Source organism: Rohdeia mirabilis, assembly GCA_007750655.1.
Classification (GTDB): domain Bacteria; phylum Planctomycetota; class UBA1135; order UBA1135.
This window is the reverse complement of the sequence record CP036290.1, coordinates 3,159,541-3,179,939: the sequence shown is the minus strand read 5'-3', so window position 1 is coordinate 3,179,939 and position 20,399 is coordinate 3,159,541. Positions and strand designations below refer to the sequence as shown.

General features: G+C 69.7%; 16 protein-coding genes. 2 read left to right on the top strand and 14 right to left on the bottom strand.

All coding sequences use genetic code 11. The annotated features are described in order from the left end of the window. Positions 1–42 precede the first annotated feature (42 nt). Both Pla163_RS11880 and lat read left to right on the top strand, forming a co-directional pair. Entirely contained in the window at positions 43–1,107 is a 1,065-nt protein-coding gene (locus Pla163_RS11880; RefSeq protein WP_419185859.1) for a hypothetical protein, read from the top strand. A gap of 478 nt (positions 1,108–1,585) precedes the next feature. Then, complete coding sequence (lat, locus tag Pla163_RS11875; protein WP_419186495.1) at positions 1,586–2,905, top strand: L-lysine 6-transaminase; 1,320 nt, start codon at positions 1,586–1,588, stop codon at positions 2,903–2,905. A 120-nt stretch (positions 2,906–3,025) separates the two neighbouring features. Here lat and Pla163_RS11870 read toward each other — a convergent pair whose 3' ends face one another. The 14 genes from Pla163_RS11870 to Pla163_RS11805 form a co-directional block, all read right to left on the bottom strand. Further along, positions 3,026–3,619, bottom strand: coding sequence for a hypothetical protein (locus tag Pla163_RS11870; protein WP_145188417.1), 594 nt, complete (start codon positions 3,617–3,619; stop codon positions 3,026–3,028). A 26-nt stretch (positions 3,620–3,645) separates the two neighbouring features. After that, a complete protein-coding gene (locus Pla163_RS11865) occupies positions 3,646–5,535 on the bottom strand; it encodes a hypothetical protein (protein WP_145188414.1) in 1,890 nt (629 codons plus the stop codon). 7 nt (positions 5,536–5,542) lie between these two features. Then, the gene (locus tag Pla163_RS11860; RefSeq protein ID WP_145188411.1) at positions 5,543–6,163 is read right to left on the bottom strand and encodes a hypothetical protein; all 621 of its coding nucleotides are present in this window, start codon (positions 6,161–6,163) and stop codon (positions 5,543–5,545) included. After that, positions 6,160–6,564 (bottom strand): type II secretion system protein, encoded by a 405-nt coding sequence (locus Pla163_RS11855; RefSeq protein ID WP_419185857.1) that lies wholly within the window; start codon positions 6,562–6,564, stop codon positions 6,160–6,162. The genes Pla163_RS11860 and Pla163_RS11855 overlap by 4 nt, the downstream gene beginning before the upstream one ends. Positions 6,565–7,044: 480 nt before the next feature. Further along, positions 7,045–8,127: a 23S rRNA (adenine(2503)-C(2))-methyltransferase RlmN gene (gene rlmN / locus Pla163_RS11850; protein WP_145188405.1), complete on the bottom strand. Its 1,083-nt coding sequence runs from the start codon at positions 8,125–8,127 to the stop codon at positions 7,045–7,047. Next, positions 8,124–9,083, bottom strand: coding sequence for a hypothetical protein (locus tag Pla163_RS11845; protein ID WP_145188402.1), 960 nt, complete (start codon positions 9,081–9,083; stop codon positions 8,124–8,126). The genes rlmN and Pla163_RS11845 overlap by 4 nt, the downstream gene beginning before the upstream one ends. A 156-nt stretch (positions 9,084–9,239) precedes the next feature. Beyond that, on the bottom strand, positions 9,240–10,655 hold the full coding sequence (gene clpX, locus Pla163_RS11840) for an ATP-dependent Clp protease ATP-binding subunit ClpX (protein ID WP_145188397.1): 1,416 nt from the start codon (positions 10,653–10,655) through the stop codon (positions 9,240–9,242). Between the two features lie 9 nt (positions 10,656–10,664). Continuing rightward, positions 10,665–11,282 carry an ATP-dependent Clp protease proteolytic subunit gene (locus Pla163_RS11835; protein WP_145188394.1) on the bottom strand — a complete coding sequence of 206 codons (618 nt, stop codon included), beginning with the start codon at positions 11,280–11,282 and terminating at the stop codon, positions 10,665–10,667. 362 nt (positions 11,283–11,644) lie between these two features. Further along, entirely contained in the window at positions 11,645–12,943 is a 1,299-nt protein-coding gene (gene tig, locus Pla163_RS11830; RefSeq protein ID WP_419185856.1) for a trigger factor, read from the bottom strand. Between the two features lie 181 nt (positions 12,944–13,124). After that, the gene (lpdA, locus tag Pla163_RS11825; RefSeq protein ID WP_145188388.1) at positions 13,125–14,519 is read right to left on the bottom strand and encodes a dihydrolipoyl dehydrogenase; all 1,395 of its coding nucleotides are present in this window, start codon (positions 14,517–14,519) and stop codon (positions 13,125–13,127) included. Positions 14,520–14,613: 94 nt separating this feature from the next. Continuing rightward, positions 14,614–15,855 carry a 2-oxoglutarate dehydrogenase complex dihydrolipoyllysine-residue succinyltransferase gene (odhB, locus tag Pla163_RS11820; protein ID WP_145188385.1) on the bottom strand — a complete coding sequence of 414 codons (1,242 nt, stop codon included), beginning with the start codon at positions 15,853–15,855 and terminating at the stop codon, positions 14,614–14,616. Further along, entirely contained in the window at positions 15,852–18,740 is a 2,889-nt protein-coding gene (locus Pla163_RS11815; RefSeq protein ID WP_145188382.1) for a 2-oxoglutarate dehydrogenase E1 component, read from the bottom strand. The genes odhB and Pla163_RS11815 overlap by 4 nt, the downstream gene beginning before the upstream one ends. Positions 18,741–19,040: 300 nt before the next feature. Next, complete coding sequence (locus Pla163_RS11810) at positions 19,041–19,622, bottom strand: YeeE/YedE thiosulfate transporter family protein (protein ID WP_145188379.1); 582 nt, start codon at positions 19,620–19,622, stop codon at positions 19,041–19,043. Positions 19,623–19,638: 16 nt separating this feature from the next. Next, positions 19,639–20,214, bottom strand: coding sequence for a YeeE/YedE thiosulfate transporter family protein (locus Pla163_RS11805; RefSeq protein WP_145188375.1), 576 nt, complete (start codon positions 20,212–20,214; stop codon positions 19,639–19,641). Between the last annotated feature and the right edge of the window lie 185 nt (positions 20,215–20,399).

Here is a 20,399-nt window from a genome sequence, read left to right as displayed (position 1 = left end):
ACGCCGCTGGCTCCATCGCGGCGGCGACGTAGGATGCGCGACGTGATCGGACACCTCATCGATGGCCGCCGAGTGGAGGGGCGCAGCTCCTTCGAGGCCCCCGTGGCCGGTGGTGGGCGCAGCTACGCCCGCGCGACCGCCGCCGACTTCCAGCGCGCCCTCGCCGCACTCGAGCACGGCAGGCCGCCCGCCGAGAGCCTGCTCGCGGAAGCGGCCCACCTGGTCGAGGACGATCTGGCCTGGGTCGACGACGTGGCGGCCGCCCTCGGCATTCCCGCGGAGGACCTGCCCGAGCGCATCGCCAAGGTGGTGCCCGTGCCGCCCGGGAGCGGCCATCGAGGGTCGCCGACGACGATGCTCCTGGCCGCGCACTGGACCGACGGTGTGGGGGAACTCGGGCGGCGACTCTTGGGCGCACTGGCCTCGGGGGCAGCGGTGCTGCTCCTGTCCGATCGACGCCTGCCCGAAGCGGCCGACGTCTGGGCCGACGCCCTGCTCGACGCGGGACTGCCGCCCGGACGTCTCTCGCTGCTGCACGGGGCCGAGCTCGGCGACCTGGCGAGTCGCGCCGACGCGCCCGATCGCGCGCGTCTGACCGTCGACGACGAACGCGCGGCCGTCGAGTTGCGCGCCGCGGTCGGTGAGCGCCGTTGGGCCTTCGACTGGCCCCAGGGCCGCGTCCGGCGGGCCGGTTCGTCCGGCCTGGAGACGCCGCGACGCGCTTTCGAGTCGGCGTTCGGGGCGCGCGCCGCACTCGGTGGCCTCCTGCCCGGGCGGACGACCGTGCTCGAAGTGCTCGAGGCCGAACACGCGGGCTGGGTCGACGCGCTCGTCCCGCTCGTCGACGCGGCCCTGCGCGCCGCGAGTGGGGGCGCGCGACGGGAGCCCGTTCCGTCGCCCGACGCCGCGCTGCGCCGCACGTTCGCCGACGCGGTCAGCCGCCTGGTCGAACAGGGCGCGACCCCCGTGGCCCTCGCGGAGCACCGCGGACAGCCGGTCTTCGCACCCTCGCTGTTCGTCAACGGCGAGAGTTGGATGGAGCCCGTGAAGCAGCTGCCCTGCGTGCCCGTCCTGGTGGTCCGCCGGGTGTCGGACGAACCCGCCTGAGTCGGTCGCGGCGGTGGGGCCGCTCCTTCTGTACTCCCGTGCTTCGAGCGCTCCGCTCCTCCGCATGCAGCTCCGGCGGTCCCGAGCCGCAGCGATCCGGCGCGCCACCCGCGGACCGAACCTGGCTCCGTCGCGGCTCGGACGTCCCACGCGGCGGGCCCAGGGTCGGATCCCCGGCTCCGGCGGGCTAGACTGGGGGCAGAGAGGAGCGGGCGCCCAGCGCCACCTCCGGGCCCCTCGTGCGTCGTACACGGCCGTTCCCACCGGGAGCGCCGGACGCGAGCACCGGGGCCCTCGGGCTTTCCGATCCCGCAGCCGGGCAGGCGCTGCGGGGGCTGCTGATCGACCCCGTCCCGAAGTGCCGCGCAGGTGGCACCGAGCTCGGACGGACCGTGCCCGGATCAGCGCCTTTTCGAGCTTGCCCACAGCGAGCGGCGTCCCGACAGGGGAGCGCCGCCCAGCCCACTGCACTGCGATGTTGGAACCGAACCGCGTACACGGCGTCCTGAAACGCCACCAACTGGCCGACGGCTACCCGTTCGTCCTGGACCTCGAAGGATCCCACGGCGTCTGGATGCGCGACGCCGTGTCGGGGAAGGAGTACCTCGACTGCTTCACGTCCTTCGCGTCGTGGCCGATCGGCTACAACCACCCGAAGATGAACGACGGAGCCTTCGTGGAGGAGCTGACGCTCGTCGCGAAGAACAACCCCGCCAACTCCGACCTCTACACGTCGTCGATGGCGGAGTTCGTCGAGACCTTCGCGACGCACGTCACGCCCGAGGGCTACCCGCACCACTTCTGGGTGGCGGGTGGATCGCTCGCGGTCGAGAACGCGATGAAGACGGCCTTCGACTGGAAGGCGCGCACGCTCGGACGCACGTCGATGCTCGACGACGTCAACGACTTGGTCGTCCTGCACTTCAAGCAGGCCTTCCACGGTCGCTCCGGCTACACGATGAGCGTCACGAACACGGTCGCCGACAAAGTCGGCCTGTTCCCGAAGTTCGACTGGCCGCGGGTGCACAACCCGGCCATCCGCTACGACGCGAACGGTGAGATCGCGAACGACATCGAGGCGGAAGAGGCCAAGGCCTGCGCCGAGATCGATGCCGCTTTCGCCAAGTACGGCAAGAAGGTCGCGGCGATCCTGCTCGAACCGATCCAGGGCGAGGGTGGCGACAACTACTTCCGTCCCGAGTTCCTGCAGAAGCTGCGCGCGTACGCGGACGAGCAGGAGGCGCTCCTGATCTTCGACGAGGTCCAGACGGGCTTCTTCGGAACCGGGCGTCCGTGGATGTGGCAGAACTACGGCGTCGCGCCCGACGTGGTGGCTTTCGGCAAGAAGACCCAGGTCTGCGGCATCTACGCGAACCGTCGCGTCGAGAGCGTCGTGGACAACGTCTTCCACAAGAGCAGCCGCATCAACTCCACCTGGGGCGGCAACCTCGTCGACATGGTGCGCGCCAAGCGCTTCATCCAGATCATCGAGCAGGACGGCCTGTGCGCGAACACCGCCGAACGCGGCTGCCAGGTCCTGGGTGGTCTGCAGAACGTCGCGCGCGAGCACGGCCAGATCTCGAACGTGCGCGGCATCGGCACCTGGCAGGCGTTCACCTGCGAGAGCGCCGACGCGCGCAATGCGATGCTGAACTCGATGCGCGACCACGGTCTGTTGGCGTTGGCCTCGGGCCCCGACTCGGTCCGCCTGCGCATGCCCTTGATCCTCTCGGCCGCCGAGGCCGACATGGTCGTCGAGCGCGTCGCCGCTGCGATCCCGGCGGCGGCGAAGGCCTGAGGCTCGCGAGGCCGCGGCCGCCTCGGCGCTCGCGGTCGGAACGGAACGAGCGCCGCTCTTCGCCATGGCGAGGAGCGGCGCTCGTGCGTTCCGGGCCCGGTCCGAACGGGCGTGCCGCGCTCAGAGCCCGCGGCGGCGGACCGCGATCAACGCGGCCACGCTCGACAGGAGCGCGATGATCGCCCAGTTCGAGCCGCCCTCGTCGTTCGACGCGTCACCTGTGTTCCTCGTCGGCTTCGGGGCTGCTTGCGTCGTGCGCGGAGGTCCCGTCGGTGCGATCGTTGTCGGCGCGCGGTCGAAGCTGCGCCCGCCGCCCGAGAAGAGGGCGAGCTTGCGCTCGTAGAGATCGTCCCCGTCCACCTCGAGCGGCTGGATCAGAGCGCGGGCGAGGCTCGGCGTACTGGTGCGGAACGCGGCCCCGTTCTCGTCGATGCCCGAGATCGTCAGCGGCTCGAGCGCGGGGTGCATGCGCTCGCGCTCGCGCTCTTCGAGGATCGCGCGGAAGTCCTTGGGGAGCGGCTCGTCCGCGCGCGGTTCGACCGGCGGGTTGAGCAGCTGGTCGTTCCGCCCACGGATCTCGTCCGGGTTCGGTTCTTCGACCTTCTCGGCGGCCTTCTCCACCCGGGCCTCCTGCGACCGATCCACGCGCTGTTTTGCGCGTTGAGCGGTGGCCGGGGACGCCAGGAGTGTGAGGACCAGGGTGGTGAGGACCACGGCGCCGCTGCGCCGCCGACGAGCGTTCACGGGGCGACCTCACCGCGGTTCGGGTCCGTGTCCAGCTTGCGCCACATCAGGATCTGGGGCGGGCGGACGATCTGGGGCAGCAGCTTGCCGGCCTTGCCGGTGACGCCGCCGAGGAGGCGACAGTCGTAGTTCATCTCGACCGACGGCGTGCCGTAGACGATGTTCTCGTTGCGGCTGATCACGGCGCCGTTGATCTGCGCCGGAGCGCCGCCGAACACCGTCCAGCAGAACGAGTGGTTGGTGTACATCACCGCGTCGAGTCGGCCGGCGTAGAGCGTCGCGATGTCGCTGTACTTCGAGACGCCCCCGAGCGGCACGTTGCCACCGAACTGACCCGAGTTGATCGACTTGGTCAGCGTGACGTCGGTGAGCGTCGTCTGGGTGTCGTAGGTGCCATCGCCGTCGATGTCCTCGCCGCTGCCAGGGATCGGATCGCCGACCGAGTAGCCGGCCGGGATCAGTCCGAGCTCGTCGTCGGTCTCGCTGTAGGTCTCGACGGTCCAGATTCCGTCGCCCTCGAGCACGTCGTCGTCGGCCGTGCCGAGGATGCCGTCCTTGCCGGCCTTGGTGTTCGGGATGCCGTCCTCGCCCGCGTCCTCGACCGAACTGTTGAGCGACGACTTCATCCAGCCGCCGACGTACTTCTTCCAAGTCTTGTGCGTGTGGTCCCCGACGACGATGTTCTCGGCCGAGTAGAGCCCGAGGAAGTCCTTGTCCCAGTTGGCCGTCAGCCAGGCCTCGGTCTCGGCCTGGGTGGTGTCCGCTGGACGCACCGAGGTCGGCGGGTTGGCGTACTCGAGCGAGTCCGGGATGTAGACGTTGCCGCTCGCGAAGATCGAGCCCTGACCGGTGACCGTGCCGTAGATGATCACGTCGCCGTCGATGACCACGGGACCGTCCAGGACGATCGGATCGGCCGGCGTTCCGTAGAGGAAGATGTCTCCCTTCTCGCCCGGCTCGTCGCCGTAGACGGCGTTCGTCATCGTCACACCGCCGATCGTGATGCTCGAACCCTCTTCCGTCGCGATGTCGACGTACTGCGAGAGGTCGGACAGGTTGGGCATCTCGACCTGGTCGTCGAACTCGTGCTGGTTGCGCGCCTCACCGCCGATGCCGCGGACGTTCGCCGAGTTGGCGATGTCCCAGCCGGACCAGATGCCGCCGTCCTCGCCGTCGAGAAGTCCGTCGCCGTTGCTGTCCTGGTAGCCGGTCAACGTGACGGTCGCACCATCGGCGTTCACGGCCTCGTACGCGGGCTGACCGTTGATCGTGGGCTTGTAGCCACCCGCGTCGAACTGTCCGTTCGAGCGCACGTTGCCGTTCACGTCGATGGTGTTGCCGTAGAGCCAGCCCCAGTTGTTGATGAAGTAGGCGTAGTTGAAGACCTCGCTCGGCTCGAGCTGGTAGCGCACCGTGGTGGAGACCGACTCCCACTGGTCCAGCGTCTGGTTCGGGCCGAGGTTGCGCGGGTGATCGGGCAGGTAGCCCGTGGCTTCGACCCGCAGCGTGATGCGATCGGCCGCCTGATCGAGGAGTGTGAGCGTGACCGAGTAGGCGCCGACCTGGGCCCCGTCGTCCATCAGCGAGACGGCGTCGAACGGTCGGAACTGGGTCTCGCCGCCGAACAGGTTGACGACGTTCTCGAGCGGAGCGGTCGCGCCCGCGCGTTCGATCGCTCCGGCCACGAGCTGAAGGCCGCGTTCGACGCCCGACTCGGCCAGGTACTGTGCGCGCACGTCGTCGATCGATCGGCGCGAGTCGCGCACCTCGATCCGCGACATGGCCAGGGTCGCCATGGTCAGTCCGACCATGCCGATGAAGACGACCAACGTCGCCGCCAGGGCCATGCCGCTGCGGGCGGGGTCGCTGGAGGGGCGGATTCGCATTCGGCGTTCAGTTGCGGGTGCGCACATGGATCACGGCCTCCTGGTTCACGTCGTTCTCGTCGGCGGGCAGGCGTACGGTCAGGACCCAGAGCGAACCCGTGTCGTCCGCGACGAATCCCGGCTGGCCGGCCGCGGTGCTGATGCGGTCGATGAGGACCTCGCGCAGTTTCAGCTCGTTCGCTTCGGTCTCGATGTAGCGCACGAGGCAGCGCTGCCCACCGGTGTTCGGTACGACCTCGGGCACGTACTTCAAGTGCCAGTCGGCCTGCGCGCGCTCGGTCTCGGTCTTGCCGAGGCGCTTGTCGTAGGCGCCCCAGGCCACGCCGAGGTCCGTCACGACCGGGACCTGGAACGTCAAGGTGCTGAAGCCCTGTTCGTCGACCTCGTGCACGACGGCGGCGAGGTTCGCGTAGCCGATCTCCTCCTCGAGTGCTGCGCAGGCGTCGTGGAGGGCGCGGGTCTCGACGACCGTGCGCGACATCGACTGCTCCGCCCGGATGCCCATCGAGGCCGCGCTCACCATTCCGTACGCGATGACCGTGAACAGGAGCGACGCGATCGAGATCTCGATGATCGTCATGCCGCGGCGACGGGGAGACGACGCGCGTTCGCTGTGGAGCAGCTTCATCGCGCGCTCCGCAGGCTGACGACGCGCCCGACCTCGCGGCCGGTGTCGATCTCCGTCGCGATGGCTCGCACCTGGACGAGGTCGACTTCCGCCTGGAACGTCTCGATCGTGACGCGCACGCGCGAACTCTCAGCGTTCGTCCCGTCGAACACCTGGTTGCCGTTGAGCGACAGCAGGTTGCCGTAGGGTTGGGCCGCGACGTCCTCCATCACCGTGTCGAGCAGGAGGCCGACGCTGCGCAGGTCCTGGGCGCGTTCGGTGGCCGAGAAGCTCGACAGGAACGCCGCGTTGCTGACCACCATGATCGAAGCGACGATCACGGCGGCGATCGCGACCTCGAGCAGGGTCATGCCACGTCGGTCGAGCGACGCGGCGCAGGAGTGGGGGTGTCGGAGCCTCATGCGGGTGGGGGGACCCCGATCAGGGGGTCCTGGCATTCGGTCCGAGATCGACCGCGATCAGGAGCGGTCTGAAGTTGGATCGTTCGAATCCTCGAATCGCCGGCCGGGGCGCCGTCCGGCGGGCATCGCGCTCCCCCGGCCCAGGGCCTTCACGGGTCCCGCGACCCGAGCGCCGAGGATCGGAACCCTCGGGGAGGGGGCGGGGGCACGCGAGGCCGGTTCCCCGGTCGCAGGAGGGGGCGCCGGCTCGCCTCGGACCCAACGGCCAGCTCGACGACGCGGGGCGACCGCTCGTCCGCCCGGCTCGGGAGCGGTGCGGTTCGCCGGCCCACCCGTCGGAAGGATCTGCGCGCGGATCTGCGGGCGGCGCGCGACCCGGGGCGAGGCGGGTGCTGGATGCGACGCCGTGCTGCCCTCGCTCGTGTGGCCTGGAGCCGGGAGCCCGCGAACCGGCACCCAGGCTCCCCCGGGCGTCCGACCTCAGACGGTCGCCACGCGGCGCCGCAACTGCCCGCAGGCCGCGTCCGCGTCGAGCCCTTTCGACCAGCGCACGGTGGCGACCAGTCCACCGGCCTCGAGGGCCTCGCGGAACTGCTCGGGGCCGCCGCGCCGCGGTCGGTGGAAGCGGTCGCCGGGCACCGGGTTGTACGGGATCAGGTTCACCGTGCAGCGGCGGCCGCGCAGGCGATCGACGAGCGCCCGCGCGTGGTCCTCGGTGTCGTTGTGCCCGCCGAGCAGAACGTACTCGTAGGTGATCTCGCGCCCGGTCGCACGGAACCAGTGGTCGCCGGCCAAGAGCACCTCCTCGACCGGCGTCTCGGCCATCAGCGGTACGAGTTCGGCCCGTTGGGCGTCGAACGGCGTGTGCAGGCTGATGGCGAGCTGGAAGCGCGGGCGCGTGCGGGCGAGCTTCTCGAGGCGCGCGGGGAAACCGACGGTGGAGACGGTGATCGAGCGGGCGCCGAGGCCCATCTCGGCCCGCACCACGTCGAGCGCCGGGATCAGCGCGGGCAGGTTGAACAGGGGCTCGCCCATGCCCATCACGACCGTGCGCGCGATCTTGCCGATGGCGAGTCCGCGCACGAACTGCTCGAGGATCTCGGCCTTCGAGAGGTTGCGTTCGAGGCCACCGAGGCCGCTGGCGCAGAACGGACAGCCGACGGGGCAGCCGACCTGGGTCGACACGCACAGCGTCGCGGCGCGGCCGGACTTGGTCGACGGAATGTGGACGGTCTCCGCGCTGCCGAGCGGCGCGCCGTCGGCCCGGGTGAAGCGCGTCAGCAGCTTGACCGCGCCGTCCTTCGAGCGATTGCGCGCGGCCTCGGTGCCGGTCAGCACCGGGTGCCGCTCGGCGAGCGCCTCTCTCAGGCCCGCGGGCAGGTCGGTCATGCCGTCGTAGTCGAGCACGCCGCGCTCGAAGACGTGGCGCCGGATCGAACGCGCGTGGAACGCTCGCCCGCCGAGCTCGGCGACGGCCGCAGCGGTCTCCTCGGGGCTCAGGTCGAGCAGGGGACGCGGCTCCTCGTCGTCCTGTGCGCGCTCCGGTTCGTCGTCCGCGTTCACGCGCCTTGACCGGCGGTCATGCCCCGGCGCAGCGCGTCCGCGATCTCGTGTGCCGCGGCGCGCGTGGCGTCGAGCGTCTTGGGATTCGCTCCACCGACGGCGCGGTGTCCGCCGCCTCCGTACTGCTCCATCAGCTCACCCACGTGGACGCCCGGATCGGGCTTGTTCCAGGGGTTCTCGCCGGCGGTCACGTGGTACCCGGCGCGCGTGGGGATCACGCCGACGCAGTAGCTGATCTCGGGGTGGTGGTAGAAGGCGGCGAAGCGCTCGCGCCGGATCTTGTCGGAGGACGCGTCGTACAGGAGTACGCCGTCCTCGATCGAGATCACGGTGGTCGGGAACTGCCGCAGGGCCTTGTCGCGGTTGCGCGCCGACTTCTCGTACGCCTTCTCCACGTCGGAGCGTTCGGCAACGACACCGAGCGAGTCCTCGATCAGCGCTTCGGCCAACACGTCGGTCCAGTCGAAGGCCGGAGCGGCCGTCAGCGAGCGCGTGATGCGCAGGGCGGGCTCTTCGCCGAACAGGGCCTGCTCGACCGACTCGAAGCGCGCGGCGTCGACGATGTCCGACCAGCGCGACATGTCGTGGAAGCGCTCCTCGACCTCGACGCCCCAGTGTTCGCGGGCGTGGCGGATGATCAGGGGGGGGCAGGAGGGGGAGTTCTCGTCCCAGTTCCAGCGGTCGCTCGGCACGTACTGCGCGCGCAGCTCGGGCGTCAGGAACGTCGTCGGGTGGTGGTCGAACCAGTACTCCGCCCGCGGGTGGAAGTGGAAGTCGACGACCCCGAACCGTTCGTTCTTGCTGAACGAGTCCCACTCGTCGCGCTGGTCGTAGTTGACGCTGCGCAGCATCACTCTCTCGCCGCGGTGCTCGCGCAAGATGTGGGTCAGGATCGCCCCAGAGCAGATCCCGTCGAAGTCGCGGTGGTAGCGGATCCAGAGCGGCGCGTTGGCCATAGTCACTGCGCCGTCCCCCAAGTCGTGGCGCGGCGCGAGGGTACCAAATCTGATCGGTACGGCGTCAGGCACGAATGTGCCACCGGCCCCCGACGGCGCTGCAGATCGCAGCGCCGTCGGGGGCCGGTGGCACATTCGTGCCTGACGCCGTACCGATCAGGCGGACTCGCGCTCGAGCTCTTCGCCGCCCTCGACCTGGCGCTCCTCGAGACCGATCGCCAGCGGGCGGCGGCCGCGGACCACGTCGGCGTCGACCACGAAACGGTCGGTGTCGGCGCGATCGGGCAGTTCGTAGAGCAGGTCGAGGAGGATCTCCTCGAGGATCGAGCGCAGGGCGCGCACGCCGGTCTCGCGCTCGAGGGCGACGTCGGCGATCGCTTCGAGGCCGTCCTCGGTGAAGACCAGCTCGCGGCCCTCCATCGTGAACAGGCTCTCGAACTGCTTGATGAGCGCGTTCTTGGGCTCGGTCAGGATCCGCATCAGTTCGTTCCGGCCGTGGCGCTCGAGCGCGACGGTGATCGGAAGGCGTCCGATGAACTCCGGGATCAGTCCGAACTCGATCAGGTCGCGCGGACTGACGTGCTGGAGCAGTTCCTCGCGCGTCAGGTCCGAAGCCGCCTTGTCGGGCAGGTGGGCGGTCAGGAGGTTGTCGCTCTTGGGGCCGCTCTCGAGCATGCGGCTGAAGCCCAGGACGTCCTTGCCGACCCGGCGGCCGATGACTTCCTCCACGCCGGCGAACGTGCCGCCGCAGATGAACAGGATGTTCGAGGTGTCGAGCTGGATGTAGGCCTGCTCGGGGTGCTTGCGCCCACCCTGCGGCGGGACGTTGGCGACCGTGCCCTCGAGGATCTTGAGCAGCGCCTGCTGCACGCCCTCGCCCGACACGTCGCGCGTGATCGAGACGTTCGACGTCGTGCGTCCGATCTTGTCGATCTCGTCGATGTAGACGATGCCGCGCTGGGCCTTGTCCTTGTCGAAGTCGGCCGACTGCAGCAGCTTCAGCAGGATGTTCTCGACGTCCTCGCCGACGTAGCCCGCCTCGGTCAGCGTGGTCGCGTCCGCCATGGCGAACGGCACGTCGAGCATGCGCGCCAGCGTGCGGGCGAGCAGCGTCTTGCCCGAACCGGTCGGACCGACGAGCAGGACGTTCGACTTCTCGATCTCGACCTCGCCCATGGACTCCGGATCGGTCTCCATGTGGCGCAGTCGCTTGTAGTGGTTGTACACCGCGACCGAGAGCACCTTCTTGGCGCGCATCTGACCGATGACGTACTCGTCGAGTCGGCGCGCGATCTCGATCGGCGTCGGCAGTCCGGGGGCGTCCGGTCCGCCGCTGGCGATACCACCGACGGCCCCCACGGCGGCACTCGCCGTCGCGTGGGGACCGTCGGCACCGTGCCGAGCGGGGGCACGACGCTGCTCCTCCTGCAGGATGGAGTTACAGATGTCGATGCACTCGTTGCAGATGTAGATGCCGGGCGGGCCGGCGATCAGGCTCTGCACCTGGTGGCGCGTCTTCTCACAGAATGTGCAGCGCTCCACGTGGCGCCCCCGTCCGGTCGTTCGACTCATGCTCCGAGTCTACCCCTTGGTGCCCGAAGCGTCGGCCGGCTTGGCGACGACGTGGTCGATCAGACCGAAGTCCTTGGCCTCGGTGGCGCTCATGAAGTTGTCGCGGTCGCAGGCCACGGAAAGTTCTTCCGGGGTGCGCCCGCAATGCTCGGCGAGGATCCGCTCGAGGTTCTTCTTCATCTTCAGGATCTCGGCGACCTGGATCTCCATGTCCCTGGCCGTGCCCTGGGAGCCGCCCCAGGGCTGGTGGATCATGACCCGGCTGTTCGGGAGGGCGTAGCGCTTGCCCTTCGTGCCGCCGGCGAGGAGGACGGCGCCCATCGAGGCGGCCTGACCCACGCAGTAGGTGCACACGTCCGGCGCGATGAACTGCATCGTGTCGTACATGGCCAGACCCGCAGTGACCGAGCCACCGGGCGAGTTGATGTAGATGTGGACGTCCTGGGCCTTGTTCATCTTCTCGAGGAACAGGAGCTGAGCGGTGACCACCGCGGCCACCTGGTCGTCGACCTGGGTGCCGATGAAGATGATCCGCTCCTCCATGAGGCGCGAGAACAGGTCGTAGGTGCGCTCGCCGCGACCGGTCTTCTCGATGACGTACGGGATGGTGAAGGCTTGGGGCTCCATGGGGCGGATCGGGCGGAGGTTGGGGGCGGCGGTAGGGGAGATGCGACCTGTGGTCGTCCTCCGGAAGGGCTCCTTTCGACCCCTCGGGTGGGGATCTGGAGGCGCGGCCAGAGGATTCGACCGGGGTCGGAACCCGCCGAAGATAGTCCAGCGGTGCCGCGGAACATCCCCTCGCCCCACGGGTCGCGTGCGGATGCGGGACGGCGCGTCGAGGCGGTCGCGTTCCGGTCGCGGGTGATGCGGGGCGCGGGCCGCGGTCTCGGGCCGCGGTCGACCGGAACGGGATCGGCCCCCGCGCCCGGTTCGGGGCGCGGGGGCCGATCGGTGCTGGCCGAGCGAACCGAGCGTTCAGCTCGCCGCGGTCACTTCGCCGACGTCGCCTCGGCGCCGGCCGCGTTCTCGCGCAGGAACGTGCGCACCTTGCGCTCCATGATCTCGATGCCGAGCTGGGGCATGAGCTTCTGCTCCTGGTAGTACTGCGCGACCTGCTCGTAGGTGGCGCGGTTGCGCATCGCGATGCGGCGCAGTTCGGCCGTCATCTCCGACTTCTGCACCTGCAGGTCCTCGGCCAGCGAGATCTTCTCGACCAGGAAGTACGCGCGCAGCGACTTCTCGGCCTGTTCGGCGGCGGCGGCGCGGTTGGTCTCCGCCTGGGCGCGCGCGTCCTCCTCGGGGAGGCCTTGCTGGACCATTTCCTGGGCCATCTGACCGAGACGCGTCTCCACCTGGCTCTCGAGCATGCGCGCGGGCAGGTCGAACGGGTTGGCGGCGATGATCTGGTCGAACAGCGCGTTCTCGACGCGGTTGCGCTCGTTCTGCTCCTTGGCCGCCATCAGCTGTTCGGTGACCTTCGCGACGAAGGCCTCGTCGTCCTCGACGCCGAACTGCTTGTACAGGTCTTCGCGAGCGGGGAGTTCGAGCGCGAACACCTGGCTGAACGTGACCTTGCAGGTGCCGTCCTTGCCGCGCAGTTCCTCCTGCTCCCAGTCGTCGGGGAAGGTGAGGGGCACTTCGATCGTGTCGCCCTCCTTCGCACCGACCACGGCCTTCTTCCAGGCCGCTTCGTCGACGCCGTTGGGCGGGAACTCGACCGACAGACGCAGCCCGTCGCGCGCGGCGACCTCGGACCCGTCGTGGTGCAGTTCGATCCGTCCGACCGCCATGCCGTTCTCGGCCGGCAGTCCGGCGTCACCCGCGGGGCTGGGCGAGGCCTGCTGGCGACGCACGTCCTCGATGGTCTTCTCGACCTCACCGTCCTCGAGCACCACCTCCTGGTGCTCCACCTCGAGGCCCTTGTAGTTCGCGATGTCGAACTCGGGCTTCAGGTCCAGCTCGACGGTGACGGACAGGTCCTTCCCGCGCTCGAAGCCGATCGCTTCCATGTCGATGCGCGGCTGCATCGCCAGCTCGAGCGACTCGTCGGCGATCGCCTTGTCGAGGCCCTGGCGCAGGAAGCCCTCGATCGTCTCGCGCTCGATCGACTCGCCGTACATCTGCTGGATGACCTGGGCCGGCACCTTGCCGGGGCGGAAGCCCTTGAGGCGTGCTTGCTTGCCCACCCGCGACAGGTCCTTCTTGAAGGCCGTGTCGAACTCTTGGGCGGTGACGGACAGGGTGACCGTGGCCCCGCAGGGAGTGGTCTTGGCGACTTGGACGTCCACGTGTGGATCGGGAGCGTTGAGCGTGGAGCCGGGGCCCGTGGCCGGGTCGGCGGGACGAGGAACGAGAAAACGGGTGAACAGGGTAGCGACCGCCGGTCGCCAAGTCAGCCGCGGCAGGGCTTCTCGGACGGGGCGGAGACCGGGTGGGCGGCCGCTCGGCGCTCGGCGCGCCGCTGGACGATCAGGCGTGCAGCGCCCGACCGTCGACGGCCAGGGCGGCTTCCTTGACGGCCTCCGACAGGGTCGGGTGGGCGTGGCAGGCGCGGGCCAGGTCCTCGGAGCTGGCGCCGAACTCGATCGCGACCGCCACCTCGGCGATCAGGTCGCCGGCGTGCGGTCCGACGATGTGCGCGCCGAGGATGCGGTCGGTCTCGGCGTGGGCGAGGATCTTGACGCGCCCCTGGGCCTGGGCGATCGCCCGCGCGCGGCCGTTCCCGAGGAAGTGGAAGACGCCCTTCCTGTAGGGCACGCCGGCCTCCTTCAGCTCCTCCTCGGTGCGGCCGACGGCGGCCACCTCGGGAGCGGTGTAGACGATGGCGGGGATCGCGTCGTAGTTCACGTGGCCGTAGCCGGTGGCGATGAACTCGACGCAGGCCACGCCTTCCTCCTCGGCCTTGTGCGCGAGCATCGGGCCAGCGATCACGTCGCCGATCGCGAAGATGCCCTCGGCCGAGGTGCGGAAGTGCTCGTCGGTCGTGATGCGTCCGCGCTCGTCCAGCTCGACGCCGGCGGCCTCGAGGCCCAGGTCGTCGGTGTTCGGGATGCGGCCGACGGCGCACAGCACCTTGTCGCAGCGGATCGGATCCTTCCCGTCCATCTCGACCACGCACTGGTCGCCGTCGCGACGGGCGCCGGTGACGCGCGCGCCGAGCACGAACTCGAGCCCCTGCTTGGCGAGGATCTTGTGGGCTTCCTTCGCGATCTCGGTGTCCATCCCGACGAGGATGCGGTCGGCGTACTCGAGCACGGTGACCTTGGCGCCCAGGCGCGACCAGACCGACCCCATCTCGAGGCCGATCGCACCGGCGCCGATCACGACCAGGTGTTCGGGGACTTCAGAGAACTCGAGGGCCTCGGTGCTCGTGACGACGTGTTCGCCGTCGAACTCGACGCCGCGCAGCGGTGCCACCTTCGAACCGGTCGCGATCAGGATCTTGTCGGCCGTGACGGTCGAACTCGTGCCGTCCGACTTCGCGATGCGGACCGAACGCGCCGACTCGAACGTGGCGTGCCCCTCGAGGCGCGTGATCTTGTTCTTCTTGAACAGGCCCGCGACGCCGCCGGTGAGCGTGGAGACGGTCTCGGTCTTGCGCGCCAGCATGGTCTCGAGGTCGAGCCCCGCGGACTCGACGCGAATGCCGTGCTGCGCCAGGTCGTGCTGCGTGCGGTGGTAGATCTCGCTCGACTCGAGCATGGCCTTGGACGGGATGCACCCGACGCGCAGGCACGTTCCGCCCAGAGCCGACTCACGCTCGACGCAGGCCACGTTCAGGCCCAACTGCGCGGCGCGGATGGCGGCCACGTAGCCACCGGGGCCGGCGCCGATCACGAGGAGGTCGAAGGATTGGTCGGTCATCGGGGAGAGTCGGTCGTGGAGTCGTGAGGAGGCGAATGGCGAGAGCGTTCGGAGCCGATCGTGCGCGACGGGGGGCGCGCGGCTCCTTCGCGCCTCAGATCTCGAGCAGCATGCGGCTCGGGTTCTCGATGCACTCCTTGATGCGCTTGAGGAACGTCACGGCCTCGCGCCCGTCGACCAGGCGGTGGTCGTAGGTCAGCGCGACGTACATCATCGGGCGGATGACGACCTGGCCGTCGATCGCGACCGGACGGTCCTGGATGCCGTGCAGTCCGAGGATGCCGCTCTGGGGCGGGTTGACGATCGGCGTCGACAACAGCGAACCGTAGATGCCGCCGTTGCTGATGGTGAACGTGCCGCCGGTCAGTTCCTCGATGCCGATCTTGTTCTTCTGCGCGCGCTGGCCGAAGTCGTTGATCGTCTCCTCGACCTGGGCGAACGACAGGGACTCGGCGTTGCGGATGATGGGGACCACGAGGCCCTTCCCACCGCCGACGGCGATACCGATGTCGTGGTAGTGGCGGTAGACGATGTCGTTCCCGCGCACTTCGGCGTTGATGGACGGCACGCGGCGCAGCGCGTCGACGGCGGCCTTGACGAAGAACGACATGAAGCCGAGGCGCACGTCGTAGGCCTTCTCGAAGGCTTCCTTGTGCTCCTTGCGCAGCTCCATGACCGCGCCCATGTCGATCTCGTTGAAGGTCGTGAGCAGCGCGGCGTTCTGCTGGGCCTCGACCAGGTTCTGCGCGATGCGGCGGCGCAGCATGGTCATCGGGACCGTCTCCTCCTCGCGCGAGCCGCTGGCCGGAGCGGCGCCGTTCTTCGCGGCGGCGAGCTGTGCGGCGGCGGGCTTCGACGCGGCGGGCTTCGACGCGGCACGCTGGACGTCCTCCTTCAGGACGCGACCGCCGGGGCCACTACCGGCCACCGAGTCGGTGTCGACGCCGTCGTTCGCGGCTTGGCGCGCTGCGGCGGGCATCACGTGTCCACCGGTCGAACCGCCCGCGGCCGGAGCCGACGACGTGGAGCTGGACGCACCCGCGGCGACGGGCTCGGGCTTCGCCTCTTCGCTCTTCGCGGCGGGAGCGGAACCTTCCGCGCCCTCCTCGAGCAGAGCGATGACTTCGCCGACGTTGGCCATCTCGCCGGCCTTCTTGAGGATCTTCGCGATCACGCCCGCGGCGGGCGCCGGCATCTCGACCGTGGCCTTGTCGGACTCGATCTCGACCACGGCTTCGTCCGCGGAGACGGACTCGCCCTCGGCCTTGAGCCAGGTGCCGATCTGGACCTCGGTGACGGACTCCCCAACGGCGGGGACTTTGAGTTCGGTGGTCATGATGTGGCGAAGGCGCGCTCGAGGAGCTCGGCCTGTTCGAGGGCGTGGGCGGCGTGGGAGCCGGTGGCGGGGACGGCGGCGCGCTTGCGCGCGATGCAATGGATCGGACGGTTCCCGAGCGCGCGGCCCAGGCGTTCGTGACGGGTCAGGAGGAAGGGCCAAGCGCCCATGTTCTCCGGCTCCTCCTGGACCCACCAGACCGGCGTGTTCGGCGCGTAGGGCGCCAGTGCCTCGGTCAGGTCGGTGGGGTCGAGCGGGTAGATCTGCTCGAGGCGCAGGATGGCGACGTCGTTCGCGCCCATCTCTTCACGGCGTGCGACGAGGTCGTAGTAGATCTTTCCGCTGCACATCAGCACGCGCCGCACCGCGTTCGGATTCGAGTCCGGCTCGTCCGAGACGTTGGTGTCGGGGATGATGCGCTGGAACACACCCGAGCCGAGTTCGTCGAGCGTCGACGTGGCCGCCGGCAGACGCAGCAGGCTCTTCGGCGTCATGACGACGAGCGGCTTGCGCCAGGGACGCACCACCTGCCGCATGAGCAGGTTGTGGTACTGGGCCGGCGTCGTCGGGTTGCAGACCTGGATGTTGTCCTCGGCGGCGAGCATCAGGAAGCGCTCGAGACGCGCGCTGGAGTGCTCGGGACCCTGACCCTCGAAGCCGTGGGGGAGCAGCAGAACCAGCCCCGACAGGCGGTTCCACTTGGCCTCCGCGCTGACGATGAACTGGTCGATGATGACCTGCGCGACGTTGACGAAATCGCCGAACTGGGCCTCCCACAGGACCAGACCGTCGGGCGTGTCCATCGAGTAGCCGTACTCGAAGCCCAGGACGGCGATCTCCGACAGCGGGCTGTTGTAGACGTCGAAGCGACCGTTGCCCTGGGCGAGCGTCGCGACCGGAACGATGCGATCACCCGACTCCTGGTCGTGCAGTTGGACGTGCCGTTGACTGAACGTGCCGCGGCCGGAGTCCTGGCCCGAGAGACGCACGGGGTGGCCGCGCCGCAGCAGGCGACCGAACGCGGCGACCTCGGCCGTGGCCCAGTCGAGACCCCTTTCGCCGCGCGCCATCTCGCGCCGCTGCTCGAGCAGTCGTTCGATCTTCTTGTGGGGGACGAAGCCCTCGGGCAGGGTCGCGGCCGCCTCGATCACCTCGCGTAGTTCTTCGTGCGTCGCGGTTTCGACGATGCGGTCCGTGTCCACGTCGAACCCGCCGGTGTAGCCCTGCCACACGCCGCGCAGTTCGTCGCTCGGGTTGGTCGGTTCCTCGGCGCGCGCCGTGGCGAGTTGGTTCTCGAGGACGGTGCGGCGGTGCTCCGCGATCTCGTCGGCCTCCTCGCGCGTGATCTCGGACATGCCGAGCAGGCGGTCGAGGTAGCCCTCGCGCACGCTCTTGCGCGCGCGAACGGCCTTGTACATCAGCGGCTGCGTGAAGGACGGTTCGTCGCCCTCGTTGTGCCCGTAGCGGCGGTAGCACCACATGTCGATGACGACGTCGCGCTGCCAGGTCTCGCGGAACTCGGTCGCGAGCTTCACCACCTGCATCACCGCCTCGGGATCCTCGCCGTTGACGTGGAAGATCGGGATCTGCAGGAACTTCGCGATGTCGGTCGGGTAGGTGCACGAGCGCCCTTCCTCGGGCGACGTCGTGAAACCGACCTGGTTGTTGACGACGACGTGGATCGTGCCACCGGTCGTGTAGCCGGGCAGCTGCGACAGGTTGAGGCTCTCCTGGATCACGCCCTGACCGGCGAAGGCGGCGTCGCCGTGGATCAGGATGCACATGCCGCCCTTGCGACTTCCGTCGCCGTAGCGGTCCTGCTTGGCGCGCTGACGTCCGAGCGCGACCGGGTTCACGAACTCCAGGTGGCTGGGGTTGAAGCACAGGGTCATGTGCACGTCGTGGCCCGAACGCGTGGTGCGGTCCGACGAGAAGCCCAGGTGGTACTTCACGTCGCCGCGGCCGCGCATGTCCTCGGCGTGCTTGTCCTCGAACTCGGCGAAGATGTCGGCCGCCGGCTTGCCCATGACGTTGGCGAGCACGTTGATGCGTCCGCGGTGCGCCATGCCGAGCACGACTTCGCGCACGCCGCGTGCCGCCGATTCCTCGATCGCCATGTCGAGCAGCGGGATCAGGCTCTCGCCGCCCTCCAGGCTGAAGCGCTTGGCGCCCAGGAACTTCTTCTGGAGGAAGTCCTCGAAGATGACCGCGTCGGTGAGACAGGTCAGGATCCGCATCTGCTCGTCGCGCGAGAGCTGGATGCGGTTCTCCGTCGTCTCCATCCGCTGCGTGAGCCAGTTCTTCACGTTCAGGTCGTCGATGTGCATGAATTGCACGCCGATCGACCGGCAGTAGGTGTTGCGCAGGCGTTCGAGCATCGCGCCCAGCTGCATCGAACCCGTGCCCTGGATCGTGTCCGACGAGAAGGTGCGCTCGAGGTCCGCGTCGGTCAGGCCGTAGTAGCTCGTCTCGAGCTCCGGCTGGGGCGCGCGCGGCAGGCCGAGCGGATCCAGATCGGCCAGAAGGTGCCCGCGCACGCGGAAGGCGCGGATGATCTGGTCGACGCGGTCCTGCAGCACGGCGACGTCGCTGGCCAGGTGGGTCGGGCCGAGGTCGGTCGAGCCGCGCGGATCGCCATTGGTCGCGGCCGCTCCGTGACCTGACGTGTCGGGCGCGGCCATGCGCGTGAACAGTCCGCCGGACGATCCGTTGGGGCCGAGCTGGGGGTGCGCCGCGAAGGGATCGTCGACCCGCAGACCGGCGAAGTACTCGCGCCAGGCGGGCTCGACGGAGTCGGGATCGGCCAGGTAGGCCGCGTAGAGTTCCTCGGCGAAGGCGAGGTTTTGGCTGCCGAACGGGGGCAGGGGCGCGGAGCTTCGATCCATGGGGACACAGGCGGCTCGGAGCACGCGGACCAGGGGGTCCGCGGTGCCGGCCGCGGCGGCTGGGGCGCGGTTTGGGCGAAACAGGATAGAGCGGCGGTCGCTCGGACGGCAGGAGGCCTGTCCGATTCCCACGCCCCGTCCCACGACCATCGGTCGCAGGGCCCGTCACAGCCGCCTGCGGCGATTCGGCGGTGCCCCATGTGGGACCCGGAGCGGACGCCTTTGGGCCGGCGGGGAGCCGCTGCCGGCGCAGCTGCTCCCCGCCTCGGTCCGCGGCCGCGAACGGCGCGCGCTCCCGTCCTACCGCCGGCCGAGTCGCTCCCTGCGCTCGAGGAACGCGAACCCGACGGCGGCCAGGATCCCCATGGGAACCAGGAAGGCGAAGGGCGACCAGCCGGTCAGGGTGGCGAGGGTCGCCTTGCCCAGCTCGCCCGCGTCGCCGAACGTCGATCGGAGGAGGCGACCGAGCGGCGCCTGGATCTCGGCGTACAGCGCGGCGCCCGCGAGCATGCCGACGATGCCCCAGCGCGCGTCACGGGCGCCCTCGGCGAGCGCGGCCACGCCGGTTCCCGGGCAGTAGCCCAGGACCGCCATGCCGATGCCGAAGATCGCGCCGCCGATCGCGTTGGCCGGGAGAGCGGCGGCCTTCACGTGCAGGTTCTCGATCAGACCGGCGGCCTCGAGACCGTAGACGCCGAGCCCGCCGACGACGACGGCGGTGGCCATGACCTTCACGACCGTGAAGTCGCGCAGTCGGAACTGGCCGACGATCGTCTCGAAGCGCGAGACGCCGCCGCGGACCAGGAGGAAGCCGAACACGAGTCCGGTGAGCGCGCCGAGCACGAGGTCGAGCGGGGCGGCGAAGAAGTTGGTGTCGAACATGGTGGTCTCCGGGAGGTCAGGAGCGGCCGCGGTCGCTCGCGTAGAACCACAGGGCGAAGGGGATGCCGACGGCGAAGGCGGCGACGATGAAGGTGAGCGAGCTCGCGGCGAGTTGCAGCGAACCCGAGATGCCGTGGCCCGACGTGCAGCCGCCGGCCAGGCGAGCTCCGATCAGCAGGACCGCTCCCCCCAGGAACGCGCCGACCGCGCGCCGGGTGCGCGAGGGCCCGAAGCGCGCGCTCCAGGTCGCCGGGACCGCGCCGATCGGGACGTAGGTCGGGTCGTTGCGGCGCGCCATCCGGGCCGCTGTCAGCGCGCCCAGGAACAGCCCGATCACGAGCGCGAACTGCCAGTCGAAGGCGGGTTTCCCCACCAGGTACTTGGCGTAGTACGCGTTCTCGCGCACGTGGTCCGGGGCGACGGCGCCGATCGCCGAACCGGCGGCGCGGACGAAGGTCGTCGAGGTTCCGAGGGCCTTGTCCATGAGCGCGAACGTGGCCCAGGACAGGACGCCGATCCCCGCGCCGACGGCGTAGGGGGACCAGCGGGCCCGCTGGAGGATCGGGACGGCGGGCGGCGAGGCTGACTGCATGTGGTTCTCCTTGGGTCGTGGCGGACACACGTCCGCTCCGAACCGGTGGAGACACGCTAGAAGGATCGGTTCCGAAGAAATCGCCCGCGCGGTCGATGTTTCGCTCGGTGCGCGCGCGCTCCGCGTTCCTTCGTACTGGGGACTCGGTACTCACTACCGAGCACTCGGTACCTGGGGGCGAGGAC

Coding starts and splice junctions, on each gene's coding strand:
- Pla163_RS11865 (WP_145188414.1), bottom strand. CDS start 5,535: ATGCGAATCCGCCCCTCCAGCGACCCCGCCCGCAGCGGCATGGCCCTG.
- Pla163_RS11860 (WP_145188411.1), bottom strand. CDS start 6,163: ATGAAGCTGCTCCACAGCGAACGCGCGTCGTCTCCCCGTCGCCGCGGC.
- Pla163_RS11855 (WP_419185857.1), bottom strand. CDS start 6,564: ATGAGGCTCCGACACCCCCACTCCTGCGCCGCGTCGCTCGACCGACGT.
- Pla163_RS11845 (WP_145188402.1), bottom strand. CDS start 9,083: ATGGCCAACGCGCCGCTCTGGATCCGCTACCACCGCGACTTCGACGGG.
- clpX (WP_145188397.1), bottom strand. CDS start 10,655: ATGAGTCGAACGACCGGACGGGGGCGCCACGTGGAGCGCTGCACATTC.
- Pla163_RS11835 (WP_145188394.1), bottom strand. CDS start 11,282: ATGGAGCCCCAAGCCTTCACCATCCCGTACGTCATCGAGAAGACCGGT.
- lpdA (WP_145188388.1), bottom strand. CDS start 14,519: ATGACCGACCAATCCTTCGACCTCCTCGTGATCGGCGCCGGCCCCGGT.
- odhB (WP_145188385.1), bottom strand. CDS start 15,855: ATGACCACCGAACTCAAAGTCCCCGCCGTTGGGGAGTCCGTCACCGAG.
- Pla163_RS11815 (WP_145188382.1), bottom strand. CDS start 18,740: ATGGATCGAAGCTCCGCGCCCCTGCCCCCGTTCGGCAGCCAAAACCTC.
- Pla163_RS11810 (WP_145188379.1), bottom strand. CDS start 19,622: ATGTTCGACACCAACTTCTTCGCCGCCCCGCTCGACCTCGTGCTCGGC.
- Pla163_RS11805 (WP_145188375.1), bottom strand. CDS start 20,214: ATGCAGTCAGCCTCGCCGCCCGCCGTCCCGATCCTCCAGCGGGCCCGC.